Source organism: Brevibacillus centrosporus (genome assembly GCF_046622605.1).
GTDB classification, from domain to species: Bacteria; Bacillota; Bacilli; order Brevibacillales; family Brevibacillaceae; genus Brevibacillus; species Brevibacillus centrosporus.
Map to the genome: position 1 here is coordinate 719,350 of NZ_CP176856.1, position 17,273 is coordinate 736,622.

Consider the following 17,273-nt stretch of genomic DNA (forward strand, 5'->3'; position numbering starts at 1 on the left):
CACTTCAATTCGTAGCAAATCCTTCACCAAATGTATTTGATACTTATTAATTAGATTGACAGCTGAAATTTTGTTAGTTCAGACCACTATGGTTTTTGATGTAGGGAGAAAGAAGGAGGTGAGGTGTTGTCATGCAAAAAAAGCATTCTAGTCTTTACCAAATGAAAGAGAGTACCTCTTTGGAAGTACTCTCTTTCTTCAAACATAGGAAAATTCTATTTTGCATTCACATCTGGCTGATGAACACCAAAAATATTGCCTTCGGTATCCATATAATATCCTTGCCACGCCATTCCAGGCAGAGCATACTTGGGAAGGGCGACCTTGCCTCCATTTTCTAGAATTTTTGCTTCTGTTGAATCGTAATCTTCCACTCCCATTGTACAGGCATAACCATTCAGAGGCTTGCCAGGTTCTGGGGAAGCGCCTTGACGCTTCATCAAAGCTCCGTTTATTCCAGGCTCTGTTGCATCACCAGTCACAGCTCCAAAATAAGGCATTCCGGCATACTCACTCCAATCTTCAAATGCCCACCCAAACACCTCTCCATAAAACTTTTTAGCGCGCTCCATATCATCTACATGAATTTCGAAATGAACTAATCTTCCCATGATTCCCTCCTGATTTTTTATTCCTTTATTTGTTATTGTGTATTCTACTTCTAGTTTTGATACTCCTACAAGTCAATTTTACAAATTCGATATGCACGGAGTAAGAGTATGGTCGTTTCTAATAGGGGATGGAATGGATATGAGCAAGTCCAAATCTATGGTTTTCTGCAACCTTTTGCTCTTTGGGTATCCGCATCACCCATTTGGTTCATCCGTAAAGTTTGGCGCAAGCCTGCATACCGGTCTTCATTGTGTTCCAATACTCAGATAGACACGGGAAAAGGCCCTTCCTTCCAAAACGGTTGCTACGACAGCAGCTGTTTTTGTTGTTCCTACCAGTGTTAAACTGATGAGAATGATCAACAATGAGATATACGTACAATCTGTAAGTAGAAAGGAGATAAAAACCATGAACGCAGAAACGGTCATGCAGGAGCTGGAAGCACTCGGCAAGGAGCGCTTAAAGAAAATGTACATGGCCAACGGCGCGCACGAACCGCTTTTTGGTGTGGCTACTGGTGAAATGAAGCCGATCGTGAGGAAAATTAAGATCAATCAACCGTTGGCAGAGGAGCTATACGCTACAGGGAACTACGACGCCATGTACTTTGCCGGGATAATCGCGGATCCAAAGGCGATGACTGCGGCGGATTTTGATCGCTGGATGGATGGGGCCTATTTTTACATGCTGTCCGATTATGTGGTTGCGGTCACCTTGGCGGAAGCGGATATTGCGCAAGAGGTTGCCGATAAATGGATTGCGAGTGGCGAAGAGCTGCGAATGTCAGCAGGATGGAGCTGCTACTGCTGGCTTTTGGGAAATCGCCCGGATAGTGAGTTTTCCGAAAGCAAAATGGCCGACATGCTAGATACGGTGAAAAACACGATTCACGGAGCACCCCTACGAGCCAGGTATGCGATGAATCAATTCATTTACACCGTAGCGGTTTCTTATTTACCGCTCCATGATCTGGCGGTAGAAACGGCAAAAGCAGTAGGGCAAGTAGAAGGCAAACGAATCAAGGGAAAAAGCAGCTTTCTTTCTGCTGCAGATAATATTCAAAAGGCGATAGAGAAAAAACAGCTGGGTTTCAAGCGCAAGCATGTAAGGTGTTAATACATGCACGGATGGCTGCAAAGACAAATTTCATTCCGGGGAAAAGATCGAGGAAAACGGGAACCAGCTGCCTCCAATCTTTTCCCTGTTTTTTTTCAAGCTTTCGTTGAGCATTTCCCTGACGCTTCAGCGTTCCATCGTGATCGAAGAAAGGGTACCTCTACCTGCCCACTCGATTCTTATGCTTTAATGGTAAAAGAATAGCTACGGAAGAGGGATAACATGAAGCGTCTAACAATCGGCTTGTTTGCCCATGTGGATGCGGGCAAGACGACTTTTGCGGAACAGCTGCTCTACCATACGAACAGCATCCGGTCGCGGGGGCGGGTGGATCATCAGGATGCCTTTTTGGACAGCCATGACATCGAGCGGACTAGGGGCATTACCGTGTTCGCCGATCAGGCGGTTATTAACTACAAAGGCGACGTTTATTATTTGATCGACACGCCGGGACACGTCGATTTTTCCTCCGAGATGGAGCGGGCGATTGGGGTCATGGACTACGCCATCGTGATTGTCAGTGCGGTAGAAGGCGTCCAAGGTCATACGGAGACGGTCTGGCAGCTGCTGCGCAAGCATCGGATCCCGACGTTCTTCTTCATCAACAAAACGGATCGGACCGGGGCGGATGCAGGCAGAACGGAGGAAGAAATACGCCGTCAGCTGACGGAGGATGTCTGTTCTATCAAGGGCAGCTTGCTCGAGGGCAGCATCCATGAAGGGCTCCGGGAGTTGATGGCGGAGCGGGACGAGTCTTTGCTCGAAGCGTTTCTGGAGGGAAGGGACGATTCCTCTTTTTGGCTGGAGGCGATGCAGGGGATGGTGCGAGAGGGGCATCTCTTTCCCTGCAGCTATGGTTCGGCGCTGCAGGATGAGGGCGTTTTAGAATTTTTGGAGCAGCTGCATCTGCTGACGACCGTGTCGTATGACGAAACGGCTCCGTTCGGGGGGCGCATTTATAAAATTCGGCATGCGGCAAACGGGCAAAGGCTAACGTTTATCAAAGCGGTGAGCGGCACACTGAAGGTGCGAGAGCTGCTCAGCTACGAGAGCGGCGGGGTTCCCTATGAAGAGAAGATTACCCAAATCCTCTTGGTTAACGGAAGTAAATCGCAGCCGGTGGAGCAAGTGGCAGCGGGAGATTTGTTTGCAGTCGCTGGTTTGTCTGAAGCGGAGGCTGGGCACGGGGTGGGGCTGTACTCTGAGAAATTTGCTTACGAGACGGAGCCAACGCTGCAGTCGAAAGTACAGTTCGACAGCTCCCTGCACGTACAGCAAGTGCTCGGTGCGTTTCGCCTGCTGAACGCGGAGGACCCATCTCTGAATGTCGTTTGGGAAGAGAGCCTGCAGGAGATCCACATTCGCGTCATGGGTCTGATCCAGCTGGAAGTGCTGGAGCAGGTAGTGAAGGAGCGCTTCGGTTTCGCAGTCTCCTTCGGCCAACCGGAGATTTTGTATAAAGAAACGATCCAGTCTGCGGTGACGGGGTATGGACACTTTGAACCGCTCAGGCACTATGCAGAAGTGCATCTCCTGCTGGAGCCGGGGGAGAGGGGCAGCGGAATCCAATTCACGAGCGTTTGTCATCCGGACAATCTTAGCTTTAGCTACCAAAATCTGGTTGAATCTCATCTCTACGAAAGGGAGCATCATGGGCTGCTAACCGGGATGCCGGTCACCGATGTGAAGATCACACTGCTAAAAGGTCGCGCGCATAACGAGCATACCCATGGGGGCGACTTCCGCGAAGCTGCCTTCCGTGCGCTTCGGCAGGGACTGGAGAAAGCGGAAAACCTCCTGCTGGAGCCTTATTATGACGTCAAAATCAAGGTAGGTATGGACGAGATGGGGAGAGTGCTGTCTGATATACAGCGGGCAGCAGGAACGTTTGAGCCACCGCAGATGTCGGATACGCATGCAGTGATTACGGGGAGGGTCCCAGTGTCCACATTTATGAATTACAGCACGGAGTTTGCTTCCTTTACGCATGGGCGAGGCAGTATCCGCTGCGTGTTTGGCGGTTACGACCTTTGCCATAACGCGGAGGAAGTGATCGAGTGGAAAGGCTACCAGAAAGACGCCGATCCTCTCTATACGTCATCCTCGATCTTCTGCGCCAAAGGGGCCGGCTACTCGGTGCCGTGGGAGGAAGCAGAGGCTAAGATGCATCTGCTTTGAAAGATAGTTGGAAATATACTCATTACGAATAGAAAAAGTAGTTTCTACCTGTAGGAAACTGCTCTACTTGGCGAAACCGAGAGTTAAAAACCTTTGATCAATAGATAGAATCTTTTCAGGCGGATCTGGACGTATGTTTCGATCCGTCTTTTTCATTTGGGAAAAAGGAGGTTTCTCTTCACTGCCATGTTCACAAGGCTCAGTCGAAAAAGCTTGGGTATGTATTCATAAAATTCCCTGATATTCCACCCAACGGGAATGAATTGTTTTGTTACTATAAGGAATAGAAGAAGAGGGGGAAACGATGGACAAGCTAGATCCTTTACTCATATCCTACATTGAAAAAAGTATACTGAAAGGCTCCGAGCAACTCGAAATGGATACGGGCAACAACCAACCCGGATTGCCATTTATCGATGTAAATATAATCAAACGGACGGAACGAACTTATCGGGTAGCAGGAGTGCTGACATTATCGACGAACCAGCCGGACGCTTCAGTAGAGAACCCCGATGAAGAATTAATCAAGCTCTTCTCATTCAAAAGGAAAATCACGTTAGATGACCGGGAACCAAAAACAATGCGATGGTTGGAGCTTGGCTGGGTGATCAGGGAGGTCCGGTTTAATAAAGATGGAAAAACAGTAGACTCCATGCATTATCGAATGGGGTATTGCTTCTACAAATACGAATCCGAGAAAGCTCTGCAGAGAAAATATGCGGTTGAAGAGCTGCTTCAATCCTTGGGAGAGAGTGCGGCTGCCTTTGGAGACAGCTCTGAAATCCCCGTTGCGACTCATAGAAAAAGGGGGTTGCAGGCATTGGCCAGCTTGATTTCGGAAATAACCGCTCAAATGCCTAGCGAGCTAGGGACGTCCTCTCATTTTCCGGCAAGATGGTCTGTTTCCAAACGTATGAATTTTCTTCACTTTATCGTGGCATTCATACGTCTAGCCTTTTCAAGAGCGAATTTTGATTGGAAGGAAATTGGGGCCAATTATTATCGGGAGATTGGGGGATCGAAGGCATTTGATTCCTATAAGGATGAATTTCTTGCTCAATTAGAAGAATGGGCACAATGTCCGGCAGATTCTCTTGGAATGACCAGCTTGGGGAAGATTACACCCCTTTATTTTTCAGGAATGATTGCAGGACAGTTTTCAGCTTATCGGTTCGGACCCGTGCATGCTCTGACAGATCTGGCAATTGCCGAAGAAGAGTACACGACGGAAGCAACGACAATTTGGCTGGTTGAAAATCGGGCGATACTGACACGAATGGCTGCCGAACAAGGCTTTTTGCAGGACACAAACTCTCTCGTCCTTTGTGTTGATGGGCATCTCAGAAGCTCGCACAGACTCTGCATTCGGCAGCTGGTGAAAAACGGAGCACCGGAGCAAATCATCATCTGGAGTGACTATGATCCTGATGGCTTGCTAATTGCCAAAGAACTTTATTTGGCTGTAGATCAGCACCCGGTGGCTTTCAAATGGATTACCCATGACTTTGCTGTACTGACCTCCTGGAAGGAATACGAAGAATACATGAAAACATTTTTGAAACAATATAGAGCGGAACAGGAACAAGCTCTAGGAGGTGCTGCAGATTGGAAAAAGTGGATCGCCCTTTGATTTCCATTTTTCAGTCCGAGGAGTCTGGACCTGAGATCATGCAGTCGATGCGGGATCTCGCGTCTTTGTCAGGGGTATTAAGTGAATTAGGTTCACATGCCTCATTTCACGTACCTGGCCAAATTTTGCGTTTTTTACGTATCATTCAACTATTAAATGAAGAGGCGCTTGGTCTAGATGATCCGATTGAAAATGCAGAGACTGTCTATTACCGCTATCGGAATCGTTACAAAGACCCAGAACCGCCTTCTAAAAAAAGCGTGGAGCTGGTTATTAACATCTTGGTGAAATACAACTGGTTGTCCAAACAGTCGCGTCAGTTGAAGATGAGGGATCTAGGGAAGCGGATGATGGACGCACTGATTCGCCTGGCTAATGATTCGTTGGCCTATTACATGCAAGATGACATAGGCCGTTCTCTTTTCCAGGCGAAACGAGATGCTGAAATCAGTGAAGCATACGACGATCATGGGATTTCCGGCGGGAATAAGATCGCCAGCATGATTCGCAATGTCGAAAATGCCATTCAGCTGATGAAGGAGCGTGAGCTGGAAATGCTGGCAGACCGCAATGCCCTCCCACAGCTCGAGCTGATTCATCAGTTAATGGAGGAGCTTGATAAAAAACTGCAGGAACGGCTTCGGCAATTTGAAACATTGGAAGACAGTATTGTTCTGGCCAGCTTGATGCAAAACGGGACGGCCGTTCTAGCAGAAGGAACCAATTTAAGCCTGGGGATGATTAACAAGTACCTGAAATTTACGCATATGCAAAAAACGCCTCTGACCTCCTCCATCCAACCAGAAAAAGTGCGTGAGTTTATCATTCAAATGTTTGATCCTCCGCTTGAATCGGATGTACCGAATGTGTATCAGATGTTGAGCTTCATGGAGCAGAATCAGTATGAAGAAGAGGCAGTCGACGGTATGTGGTTTCCTGTCAAGTTTGCTGCACCCCTTCCTGCTGCTGCCATTGAGGAAGCGGTCACCTATTTAGAGACTTACGAGCCCTATGTGGAACCCTTAGCCGAAAACGAAGAGGAATTGGCATTTCTAGCAGAAGAAATATCGATCCACGAAATGGAAGCTTTATTGGGGGAATCGAAATGGATGCTCACAAAAGCCATGATCGAAACGGGACAGATCGAATCTTATATGACCAAGCACGAAGAAGCACAGATTGAACAGGTAGTAATTGAAGCAACGACTGACCAGTGGAGCGATGCAGTGAATGCTCTTACCGCGATTTCTGCATTAGTCGGCAATAAACAAATGACAATCGAAAAAACAGAAGAGATAGGGTTACGTGAGTATGAGAGAAAATGGGAGTGGATGAATCATGAAGACCGAGCCAATATCATCCGAAAGCGAAGCAAGAGCTGAAATAAATGTGAATCCACTAAATGTCATGCAGTCTTTAAAAGGCATTTTAACGGAGGTAGAAGAGCTGACCTTTATGAATATTCTTTTCTCTTCCTCTGCCTCCATTCGATCCGGGAATTTTGGTATTTCTCGAAAAGAAGTGGAAAAGCAACTGCAAATCCAAGATGACGCCGAAAAATTTCACTCCTTTTTAACCAGGCTCAATCAAGCCGTTAGCCGGTATTTTCGAGTGATTTATGACGAGAAGCGTGATCATGTTGTTGCGTTAATGAGGGTGCCAGCACGAGCGGCTCGCAATACGTTGACCAAAGAAAGCTTGGGGATACTTCTTTACATGTTTTACCAACAGGAAGTCTTGCAGCATGAGTTTACTTTGTTTGATCAGCTGTTGAACGCTTTGGGGCATGAAACTACCAAAGCGAACCAGCGAATTTTATTGAACATCGACCCATTGAAAAAGATCGGGGCCATTGAAGAGTACGATACGAATTCTCAGGAAAAGGCATACCAGCTTACGGCTATAGGGGCGAATCTATTCTCGGATTCTTTTTTGCGTCGCACAGTGGAATTCAGCCAATCGCACCAGCTGAACAAAGAAGAGGTTTTGAAGTTTTTCCGGCGCTATAATCTTTACTCGAAAGGGGAACAAGAATGATTCCGTGGAGGCTTACTTTTTCTGGGGTAAGAGACTATCCGCCAACCTTGATGGATGTTTCTGGATTTGATAGCCACATATTAATTACAGGGCCAAACGGAGCAGGGAAATCTACCATTTCCTTTTGCATGGGAGCGGTCTTGTATTCATCCAAAGTAGATGCTGAGGGGCTGAGATCCCGTAATTTGCAGGCTAATGAAACATGGAGAGCGAAAATATCCTTACTTTTTAAAAACGATGGCTTGATGAAGATTGATGCTCCCGCCTTTATTGAATTTAATCTTTATATGGTCCAAGAACCGGGGCAGCCTGTTAAAAAGGGGTTTTCGATTTCAAAAGGGGATCATATCGATCAATGGGAAGAAACGGTTTCCTACACGTCGGGTGATCGTTATTACAATTTTACGGCTTACAAAAAAGACTTGCAGTATAAATACAAAATCGACCCGGATTTGTTCTACTTGATTTGGTACCAGCAAGAGGTCAATCAATTCGCGGTCATGCATCCGGAGGAGCGCTTTCGGATTTTTAGTGAAATGCATGGGATCGACAAGGTTCAGCGCGACTGGGAAGAGAGCATGGAAAAGCTGAAGGAGACGGAGGAAACGCTGAGGTCTTCTGAATTGAATGTAAAGAGAATGAAACAAGAGCTGTCCATGAAAAAGGTGGCTCTCGACCGGTATGTGGACAATCAAAATAGACTGCGGGAAGGAGGAGAGCTGTATATTCGGTCGTTGCTGCGGTTAGAGCGCCATTATCACAGGGAAAAAGACCGGTTGTTTGATGTGATGCAGCAGTTGGAAGCTGAGATGGCAGAACTAAGGGAAGATCAGGCTTTACAAAAGATTCAAAAAGAAAAAGTCGAAGAAGGTATGGAAGTAGTCAAGCAAGAGATTGTAACAAGGGAATCTGAGATGGAAGCTGCGAGACAAACTATCGACCAGGTCGAAACAGAGCTCCGTATGATTCTGGAACGCATCGCAGAGCTGGATAAAGAACTGAAGGATATTACGGAACGCAAAAGCAAAATTACCAGATCAGAAGAAGAAGTCAAAGCTGCCCTGCAAAAGCTACGGATGGAAAAAGAAGAAACGAACAAAGCTTATGACCAAGTAAAGACTGCGTTAGCGGAGAGAAACCAAACCTGGCGAAAAAAGGTTGGGCAAATTGCCGAGCTGAAAGAAAAAGTGGTGTCTGCAGAACAGCTGGAAGTGATACATCAGGAAAGGCTTCGTGAGTATAAAAGCAGTCATACGGTGCAGGCGCAAATGGATGCCCTTGATAAAAGGATCGACGGGAATAAAGAGAACAAAAGAAGCATCTCCCAGGAATTGCGTCAGCTAAAGGATGAACAGGCGTTGCTTGAAGAAGGACGCGATTTGTCTGCCCGTCAAGTGGAATCCATGAAGTGGTTTCGTTCCAGACAAATAAAGGCATACCCTTTGCGTGAGCTCATTGAAATGACCGAAACAGCCAAGCTACAGGACGAGCAACTGTTTCAGGCGATCAAATACACGGTTTTTTTCAACGGACTCGATGTGAATCCGCCTAATGACCTGTACCATGTGTCATTGATGAAGCTCGTACCAGACCGTTCTGTCACGGAACTGCCTGACCTTCATTGCAGGGTCAAGGAAGGGCTGACGGAGGAAGAGATTCCCCATGCAATGAAAGCGCTTTGGTGGGTCGAGCAATTTTTCAAAGGTGACAGGATTTCTATTCAAAATGGGATCTTGATCGACTCGGTAGGGATGCGGGGGCCGCAAGAGAAAGAAAGGTTTATTCTGAGTGCCAAAGCATTGCAAGTCCGAAAACAGGAAATACACAGAATGATCGACCAGCTCTCCCAGAAGCTGTCATGGATAGAGGAGCAGATCCGGACAGATACGAAGACTTTGCAGGAGTTAAATAGTATTATCCAGCAAGTCAGAGAATCGGAAGCCTTCATGACGAAGCAGTATGAGCGGACAGTATTAAAAAACAAATGGAAGGAAGAACAGGGCAACGAAGAGGTACTCAGGCAGGAGATAGAACGGTTGGAAACAGAGATTGGAGTTTATACACGCCTTCAATACAAGCATGGAGTTTTGGAGGAGCAATTGTGCGAAGAAGAACAGTTCTACAAGGAACTGGGGAGGTTGAAGGATAAATACGAGGAACGAAACGAACTCGACAAGCAAGCGGATGCGAAAAGGGAACAAAAGAAGAAGGAAAATGACAAGTCTGCAAAGCTGGAGCAAGAAATCGAGCTTTTAGACGGTAAGCTCAAACAGACCGAACGTAAAATCAGAAAAATGTCCGACGACCTGGAAAATATAGATATAGGAGTTCGTTCCAGACAGAAGCAAAAGGAAAACTGCGAGCATGAAAAGGAGCTGGCAGAAAGTGACCTTGTGCAAATGATCAAAGAAGGAACTGAAATGAAGGGCTTGATGCCAGATTTGTATGCTGTGGTAGTCGCGGAGCATACAGAAGACAGAGTGGGGTCTCTTCAGCAATGGAAGAATGACTGTGAAAGAGGAAAGGTAATTTGGAATCAAGCCAGGATGGAAGACGGTATCGATCCGGCAGCACCTGCAAATTATGAGACAGCCAAAAACGAATTTGATCGACTGGACAACGAATTCAAGCGGACAAGCATATTGCTTGAACAAGACAAGGAACGAGCCGAACAACTCCGCGATAAAATGGAAACGACGATAAACATGCGTGTTTTGGAAATCCAGCAGCGCTTCAAGACGTACTTGGGCCATTTCCAATTTGAAGGGGACATCAACTGGGAATCCTATGAGGACCATAAAAAGCGTGTCCATTTCAAACTTTATATAAAGGTTCGGAAGGAAGGGCATCGCGGATCTATGGAGGATGTCAGCATCAAAGCACGTGGCGGGAAAGTAGGAAAAGGAGTATCGGGAGGAGAAGAATCGCTCAGCTCCCTTTTATTTGCTCTAGCGCTGTTGCAAAATATCCAAACAGCTCCGGGATTCATTGTTCTCGATGAATTTGACAGCGCGCTTGATGAAAATCGAAAATCAAAGGTTTTTGATTTGTATGTGCATGAGCTTCGAAGGAAAATGATCGTTTTGACTCCAAAGTCACATGAACAATCGTATATGAATCGTTTTTCGAAGGCATTTGTTGTACACCATGATCCGATTGAAACAAGAAGTAAAGTAATAGGAATTGCAAGAGTAGAGGGAGTCTAATTGCTTTGGCTATGTACAAAATTTAGCGAGAAAATCCAGTTGGATAGGAAACGTACACAAAGAGCCCAAGCGATCTCTATTTCAATCGCTTGGGCTCTTTTCCGTTGTTATTAAATTCCAGACTAGCCTTTACGCTGCCTGCACTTCCTTTGGGCCATTTACCCGCTGGAGCAGCTTATTCCCCACATTAATTGCTGCTTGAATAATGTATCCTGTGGTAAAGGACAGGACGATCGTTCCGTAATAAATGGGGCCATCTAACAGAAAGCTGGCGCTCAAAAACAGGCAAGCCAGCAAAATTTCCGTCCGTCTGAATGTCCATTTCAATCGCTTCGACATGACGAGCACAAATGATTCCTGTGGAGCAGTGCACACCTGTGTACATACATACAGCCCGATGCCACTGCCGATGCAGATGTTTCCGAGCGCCATCGTCAGAAGCGGGGGTAATGTGCGGATGCCAGCCATGAGCGTATCGATCGACCCGATCAGATCGACAAAGACAGAAATCAAAATCATAACCAAAAGGGACCCCACCGTAATATAGCTGCGATCCATGAAAAAGACGATGCAGACAAAGGTAAAGTTAATGGCAAACATCCAGAAGCCGATGGAGATCCCGAAGTTTTGAAAGAGGGCAATAAAGAGCGAATCGTATGGACTCAGACCAAAGGAGGTAATGGTCGTCATCATGTTGATGCCGAGCGCCAAAATCAGCAAGCCGACTAGAAACAAAACGTATTCAAATTTTAAGCGAATCACAATATATGACTCCTTTCCTTCTACATAAGGCGAGCATACCATGTGAAACGCTTTTCAGAGCAAGCGGAATATGCTTTGATGGTGATAGAACTTGATGAAAGAGAAGTCAGAGGGGTTATCCGAGTGCCTAATATAAAAGAAATTGCGAAATTGGCTGGTGTTTCGGTTTCTACGGTTTCACGTGTACTAAACAACCACAAATACGTAAACGAGCAAAAACGAGCGAGGGTCCTCCAGATTATCGAGGAGCACAATTACATACAAAACAGTAACGCTGTCCACCTCTCGACGGGAAAAACGAAGGTGCTTGGGGTGACGCTTCCGATGGTAAACAACCAGTATTACAGCACCATTCTCGAGGGGATCGCGGCGGAAGCGGCTCTTCACGATTACAAGATGATGGTATGCCAGACAAACAACAGTCTTGAACATGAACGCAGCATTTTGCAGCTGCTGACCAATAAAAAAATCGACGGCTTGATCATGTTTTCCAGGGCCAATTCCTGCGATACGCTCACGGAGTATGCGGAATACGGACCGATCATCACCTGTGAAGCCAATGATACGACGACAGTCTCGAGTGTGCACATCGACCACTACCAGACGTTTCTCATCGGGATGGAGTATCTGATCCAGAAGGGACATCGCCGGATCGGGTACTGCCTGGGACGAAAAAACAGCTTCAACAGCCAGCATCGCAAGCGTGCGTACGAGGAAAATCTGCGCTCGATTGGCATGACTCCAGACCCTGAGTGGGCCTTTGAGGATTGCGTGACGATCCAAGACGGGATGGAGGTCGCCAGCAAGCTCATGCAGCTGGAGAATCGGCCGACCGCGATGATCGTCTCCTGTAATCACATCGCAGCTGGGCTGTACAAAGAGGCAAGCAGGCTGGGCCTAAACATACCCCAAGACATCGCGATCATCGGCTGTGATGATCAGCCCATCGGCGAGTTGCTGGAGATTACGACCGTTTCCAGCTCCAGCAAACAGATGGGCAAGTACGCATTTGAAATGCTGCACGAGCGGATCATCAACCAGGGAAAAGTATGGGGGAAAGAAGAGCAGGTGCTGCTGCCGGTTTTGGTAGAGAGAAAATCGACGTAAAGCTTGTCTGCACAGACCCGAACGATTGCGAGAGGCGATCCTTCGGGTGTTTGCAGCGATCCAGCCAGGCACACCAAATCAGCAGGTGATGCCGTATGCTTTCTACAATGCAGGAGTGCAAATCTTTGATCTGAAAGACCCGAAAAAGCCTACCATCGGTGCTTACTTCCTGCCCAAGATGTCTGGCGAATACTTGAGCAACGATGGCAGTGGGTTTGAAACGAGCGAGCATTCCAACCCAGTCCACTCCATTTTCGTAGAGTGGGATCGCAACCTGGTGTGGGCGTTCTCTAATCACGGCATCTACGTTCTGTCTACGCCTCTGCTAGGCGAGCCGAAAAGGGGATCGGCACAGACAAAGTAGGGAGCATGGATATTCATAGAATCTTTTCAGTCGGATCTGACACATGTCGGGTCCGTCTCTTTTGCTACTGGACTCATGCCCAAATCGGTTACCTTCTCATGGGCAGGTGCATAGGATAATGACGTGCAAGGTATGAAGAAAGGAGCTTAGACATGTATCGACCTATCCATAACCACTACCCGTGGTATCATCTGATGCCCAGCAGCTGGAGCCCGAGTAGCTGGAGCTACAATTGGGGTCCACCCTATTACCAGGGAAGCTATAGCCGGAGTCCTTACAACAGAAGCCTCGTATTAAGAGATTATGGGCCACAGCCAGCAGTCGTGAATATAAACCGGGCCTCTCTACAAAATAATACGTACCGCACTGCTTTGTGGACTGGAAAGCACCTGCAGGTAACGCTCATGAGTATCGATGTTGGAGATGACATCGGTTTGGAAGTCCATCCCGAGACGGATCAATTCATACGCATTGAAGAAGGGCAAGGGCTTGTGCAAATGGGCCCCCGTAAAGATCGATTGGATTTTGAACAAAGAGTCTGTGACGACGATGCCATTATGGTTCCTGCAGGTACATGGCATAATGTAATCAACACGGGTTATACCCCACTGAAGGTGTACGCGATCTATGCGCCACCCGAGCATCCCTTTGGCACCGTTCATGAAACGAAGGCCATTGCTATGGCTTCAGAAAGAAACCATACGTAAGTTGTCGTTTTCCTTTGAAAGCACCCGGGTAGGGTGCTTTTTTACATCTTCCCTCCATTTTTATTTACTGTCCTAAACGTACATTCCCTGTGTTTCGAATAATGACATCCGTCTTTAAATCCATGATCAGCTTTTCATATAGCTGGTCTTCCCATAAATCAACCTGATCGAGTGCGAGCTTGCTGCGGAAAATGACACCCGTCATGAAAATGTCCGCCTTTTTACTGCGTGCTGTGCCAAAAAGCTTTTGAAAGCGATCTTCCAGGAGCTTCTCCAGCTCCAGCTTCAAGGTGTTGGTGTTCAATCTGGTTTTCTCGTCAGCCTCAACGACAATCGCTTTCAGATGCAAGGTGCTAAATATTTTAGGTCGATCCGAGACCCAGGATGTTCGATGGCTTATTTTTGCATCGACAATTTCAAGACTAGCAGAGGGGGTAATTTCCACGATCCCGCTGGTAAATCGATCCCGAAATAAATTATATAAAAAGGTTTCGTCTGTTGAGATCGTGCCTACCTGCTTATCGTTGTGGAAGATAGCTGAGCCTTCCATTTCAAAAAGGGTCTCTGTACCTTCCTTGAGTAGAGGGACAGCCATATCTACCGTACTTGCTTGAATATCTCGGTAAGCTTCCCATATGTAGTTCAGCGAAACGTTGGGTGTCCAGCCAGCATTGGGGCTAAATAAATCCAGCATTTCAATTCCTTTTTCTTTCCGTAAATTCTTTCTGCTTTGCAGCAACGTGTAGATGTCTCCTTTGGCAACGGCAAGAAGGGCCTTTGATTTAATCTCACGCGATCGAATGGCATATTCAATTAACTCTTCAATTCCTTTTTTCGCGAGCTCTTCACTTACTATGATGAGGGTGAGATGCAAAACGTCGATACTGCGCTCTTCATTCATGCGAATCTTATCCAGGGCATCGCTGATCGTTTTGGATTTGGCGTGTACCGTATGAAAATCCTTGCTTTGTGGATCGGGAATTCGCAGGCTCACAATGTAGGTTTTTTTATCCTTGTCCAGCTCCACACCCATGATGGCAGGAAGCAAGCGCTTATCAATCGATTTTGCGTCCCAGCATCCTGCGAGCGGAAAAATAAGGAGCAGGCTCAGGAAAACCAATGTAAATCGCTTCATGTGAGATTGCGCCTCCTGTAATAAAAGCCAATTCCATAAATGAGTAGGGGGATGAAGATAATGCAGTACAAGCGTAAGGGCGTATCCAAGGAAATGAGCCAGTCAATGGTTTCCCAATCAGGCACCAAAATACAAATGACATAAGCGACTCCGATAATCCCCCAGCATATTTTTGTGCGAGATATGGAAGTGTATAAATTTACTGTGAGGGTGGACATGATCCAAACCATAACGGACGTGTTCACATAAATGAAAGAGACAGTTGCGACCACATAAAACATAGTGATCCGGTCGAAAAAAAGCCACTCCAAATTTACAGTATCCAGTGCGACGGGAATCGGAAAACGCAGCTTCTGGGCTGTATCGGGAGCAAATGTCAGTATGGGAATATAGACTGACAGCAAGTAAAAGGGAAGCAAAAACAGCATCGCTGCGTAGAGGTATTTCCGTGTCTGGGAGACGGCAAAGCTCAAGTATCTCGAAAAAATGCCTAAACTTAAAAAGGGAGAATGAGCCAACAAGCTTTTTAAAAAATGCTCGTCATACCAAAAAGTGGGCACGGGTTCTATGGGAAAGAAGAAATGGATGTTGATATTTTGAAAGCAGGAAAACAAAGAAAATAAGATGAGCGGCAAGATGGTGATCATCAAGGCAAACGAGCCGCGCAGAATCGTTCGATGGCCATGGATGGAAACAAATAGAGGGATGATGAATAACAGAAGCAGTATGGCCCAGATCGGTGTCGTCGGCAAGAAGATGATGGTTAATAGTTCGGCATGACTGCGGATTAATAATACAAAGCTCATGAAAAAATAGACGAGGAGAGGGAGCAGAAGCAGTCTAGCCCACCAGGGACCGCATCTGTTTACGATACTGGTAATGTCCTCTTTGGGAAAAGTAGAGAGGCCAGATAGGTAAAGGAACAGGAGCAGAAATTCCAACAAGAATCCGGTAATAATATATAGCCAGTGCCCAAAATGGGAGGCTCCTATAATATCACTAGGGTATAAGTAAAAAATCACACTGAGATGAATCGCGATGAAAACTACCGACAATCTCATTTTTTACTCATCAGTCCCTTCTGCTCTCATTCCCAGGCCTAAAAATGGAACTTGAAATGAGGTAATGCTGGCAAAGTAAAATAGAGTTCCGACTAATCCAGCAAGGATTCCTAGAACACCAAATATCGATCCTAGCAGGACGTTACAGTATTTGAACAGTCGAATCATCAGGGCATTCTGTGTACCAACGAAGGTGTAGTTGGAAATGACGGTTGCGGACAGGACGATAAGGAGTAGGTTGCTCACGAGCTGCGCCTGAACAGCGGCTTGACCCAAGATAATCCCACCTACCATGGTAATGGTGGGACCAACTGTTTTGGGGAGACGAATGCTGGCGGATACAATCATTTCAATGACGATCAGCATCAATATCATTTCGATAATGGCGGGATAGGGTACGCCTTCTCTGCTCTTGGCTACGGATAAAGCCATTTCGATTCGAAACAGCTCTGGATTGACGCTGACAAGCGCGACGTATAGACCAGGGACAAGCAAGGAGATGATGATGCCGATGATTCGCAAGGCACATAGCGTTACAACAATGGTTTGCGACATGTTTTTGTCTGAGTCAACGGTCCATAAATCCGATATGATAGTCGGAGTGACCAGTGCAAAAGGCAGCTGATCCAGGAGTAATACAACTCGTCCTTTCAACAAGAGAGTAGAAGTATCTTCCGGCAGCTCCGATGTGAAAAATAGAGGTACTGGACTCCAATATCGTTGTCCCAAAGCTTTTGCTAAATCCTGGACGCTGTTTATTTCCCGGTTCTTTCGAGCTTGTAATAACGCGAGAATTCGCTTGGCGATGGACTCGCTAGGAGTACCAGGGAGATGACAAACAGCGATTTTTCGCCGCGATATTTCTCCCATGTCCATCTCTTGTATGGTTAAGCGTGATGACCGCAGATGCTTTCGCAGAATTCCGATGTTGTACAGGATGCTCTCCGTAAATGCATCGGAAGAACCTTGAATAGAGGTTTCACTTTCTGGACTTGTGACCGAGCGCTCCAGCTGCCGCATTTTCGGTTTGAGCACAAGGCTGCCCGTTGCATGAAGAATGACCAAACGCCCTGTTAAAATGGCATTCTCCAGCTGATCGATGCCGACATTGATCTCAGCATCAAGTGGCTTCCAGGACTCAGGGGATACGTTCAGTTCTCTCATTAGTTTTTTTAGCTCTACGGAAGCGGCGGTGTCCACTAAGGTGTCTAAATAGCAGATGAGGACCTCCACACCACACATCTCCGAATACTCGCTTTTAAAGTCTGAGTTGTTTTCGAATTGACGGATGAGGTGATGATCCCGCATTTCAAGATTGTCCATGTGGTTCTCCATTTGAAATAATTTAGAAATAGCTT

General features: G+C 46.6%; 14 protein-coding genes. 9 read left to right on the top strand and 5 right to left on the bottom strand.

Going from position 1 to position 17,273, the window contains the following annotated elements:
* Positions 1-215: 215 nt before the first annotated feature.
* Complete coding sequence (locus ACLIN2_RS03860; RefSeq protein WP_400588534.1) at positions 216-611, bottom strand: VOC family protein; 396 nt, start codon at positions 609-611, stop codon at positions 216-218.
* A 409-nt stretch (positions 612-1,020) separates the two neighbouring features.
* On the opposite strand from ACLIN2_RS03860, the gene ACLIN2_RS03865 reads away from it, so the two are divergent.
* The 6 genes from ACLIN2_RS03865 to ACLIN2_RS03890 all read left to right on the top strand — a co-directional run bounded on the left by ACLIN2_RS03865 (position 1,021) and on the right by ACLIN2_RS03890 (position 10,779).
* A complete protein-coding gene (locus ACLIN2_RS03865; RefSeq protein WP_411503252.1) occupies positions 1,021-1,728 on the top strand; it encodes a DNA alkylation repair protein in 708 nt (235 codons plus the stop codon).
* Between the two features lie 222 nt (positions 1,729-1,950).
* Positions 1,951-3,906 (top strand): GTP-binding protein, encoded by a 1,956-nt coding sequence (locus ACLIN2_RS03870; protein WP_411503253.1) that lies wholly within the window; start codon positions 1,951-1,953, stop codon positions 3,904-3,906.
* Positions 3,907-4,210: 304 nt separating this feature from the next.
* Positions 4,211-5,536, top strand: a complete 1,326-nt coding sequence (locus ACLIN2_RS03875) for a DUF2399 domain-containing protein (protein ID WP_411503254.1) — start codon at positions 4,211-4,213, stop codon at positions 5,534-5,536.
* The gene (locus ACLIN2_RS03880; RefSeq protein ID WP_411503255.1) at positions 5,512-6,918 is read left to right on the top strand and encodes a hypothetical protein; all 1,407 of its coding nucleotides are present in this window, start codon (positions 5,512-5,514) and stop codon (positions 6,916-6,918) included. Before ACLIN2_RS03875 ends, ACLIN2_RS03880 begins: the two co-directional genes overlap by 25 nt.
* A complete protein-coding gene (locus ACLIN2_RS03885; protein WP_327929583.1) occupies positions 6,875-7,573 on the top strand; it encodes a hypothetical protein in 699 nt (232 codons plus the stop codon). Before ACLIN2_RS03880 ends, ACLIN2_RS03885 begins: the two co-directional genes overlap by 44 nt.
* On the top strand, positions 7,570-10,779 hold the full coding sequence (locus ACLIN2_RS03890; RefSeq protein ID WP_411503256.1) for a chromosome segregation protein SMC: 3,210 nt from the start codon (positions 7,570-7,572) through the stop codon (positions 10,777-10,779). The genes ACLIN2_RS03885 and ACLIN2_RS03890 overlap by 4 nt, the downstream gene beginning before the upstream one ends.
* A 129-nt stretch (positions 10,780-10,908) precedes the next feature.
* Here the strand turns inward: ACLIN2_RS03890 and ACLIN2_RS03895 are convergent, their stop codons facing one another.
* Positions 10,909-11,541, bottom strand: coding sequence for a YczE/YyaS/YitT family protein (locus ACLIN2_RS03895; protein ID WP_400588538.1), 633 nt, complete (start codon positions 11,539-11,541; stop codon positions 10,909-10,911).
* Positions 11,542-11,664: 123 nt separating this feature from the next.
* On the opposite strand from ACLIN2_RS03895, the gene ACLIN2_RS03900 reads away from it, so the two are divergent.
* The 3 genes from ACLIN2_RS03900 (at position 11,665) to ACLIN2_RS03910 (ending at position 13,719) form a co-directional block, all read left to right on the top strand.
* Positions 11,665-12,648: a LacI family DNA-binding transcriptional regulator gene (locus ACLIN2_RS03900; RefSeq protein WP_411503257.1), complete on the top strand. Its 984-nt coding sequence runs from the start codon at positions 11,665-11,667 to the stop codon at positions 12,646-12,648.
* Between the two features lie 46 nt (positions 12,649-12,694).
* Entirely contained in the window at positions 12,695-13,012 is a 318-nt protein-coding gene (locus ACLIN2_RS03905; RefSeq protein WP_400588540.1) for a hypothetical protein, read from the top strand.
* Positions 13,013-13,164: 152 nt separating this feature from the next.
* Positions 13,165-13,719 carry a cupin domain-containing protein gene (locus tag ACLIN2_RS03910; RefSeq protein WP_400588541.1) on the top strand — a complete coding sequence of 185 codons (555 nt, stop codon included), beginning with the start codon at positions 13,165-13,167 and terminating at the stop codon, positions 13,717-13,719.
* A gap of 64 nt (positions 13,720-13,783) precedes the next feature.
* Here ACLIN2_RS03910 and ACLIN2_RS03915 read toward each other — a convergent pair whose 3' ends face one another.
* The 3 genes from ACLIN2_RS03915 to ACLIN2_RS03925 are packed head-to-tail and all read right to left on the bottom strand — an operon-like array spanning position 13,784 to position 17,238.
* Complete coding sequence (locus tag ACLIN2_RS03915) at positions 13,784-14,854, bottom strand: Ger(x)C family spore germination protein (protein WP_411503258.1); 1,071 nt, start codon at positions 14,852-14,854, stop codon at positions 13,784-13,786.
* A complete protein-coding gene (locus tag ACLIN2_RS03920; protein WP_411503259.1) occupies positions 14,851-15,915 on the bottom strand; it encodes a GerAB/ArcD/ProY family transporter in 1,065 nt (354 codons plus the stop codon). The genes ACLIN2_RS03915 and ACLIN2_RS03920 overlap by 4 nt, the downstream gene beginning before the upstream one ends.
* A gap of 3 nt (positions 15,916-15,918) precedes the next feature.
* A complete protein-coding gene (locus ACLIN2_RS03925) occupies positions 15,919-17,238 on the bottom strand; it encodes a spore germination protein (protein ID WP_411503260.1) in 1,320 nt (439 codons plus the stop codon).
* Positions 17,239-17,273 lie beyond the last annotated feature (35 nt).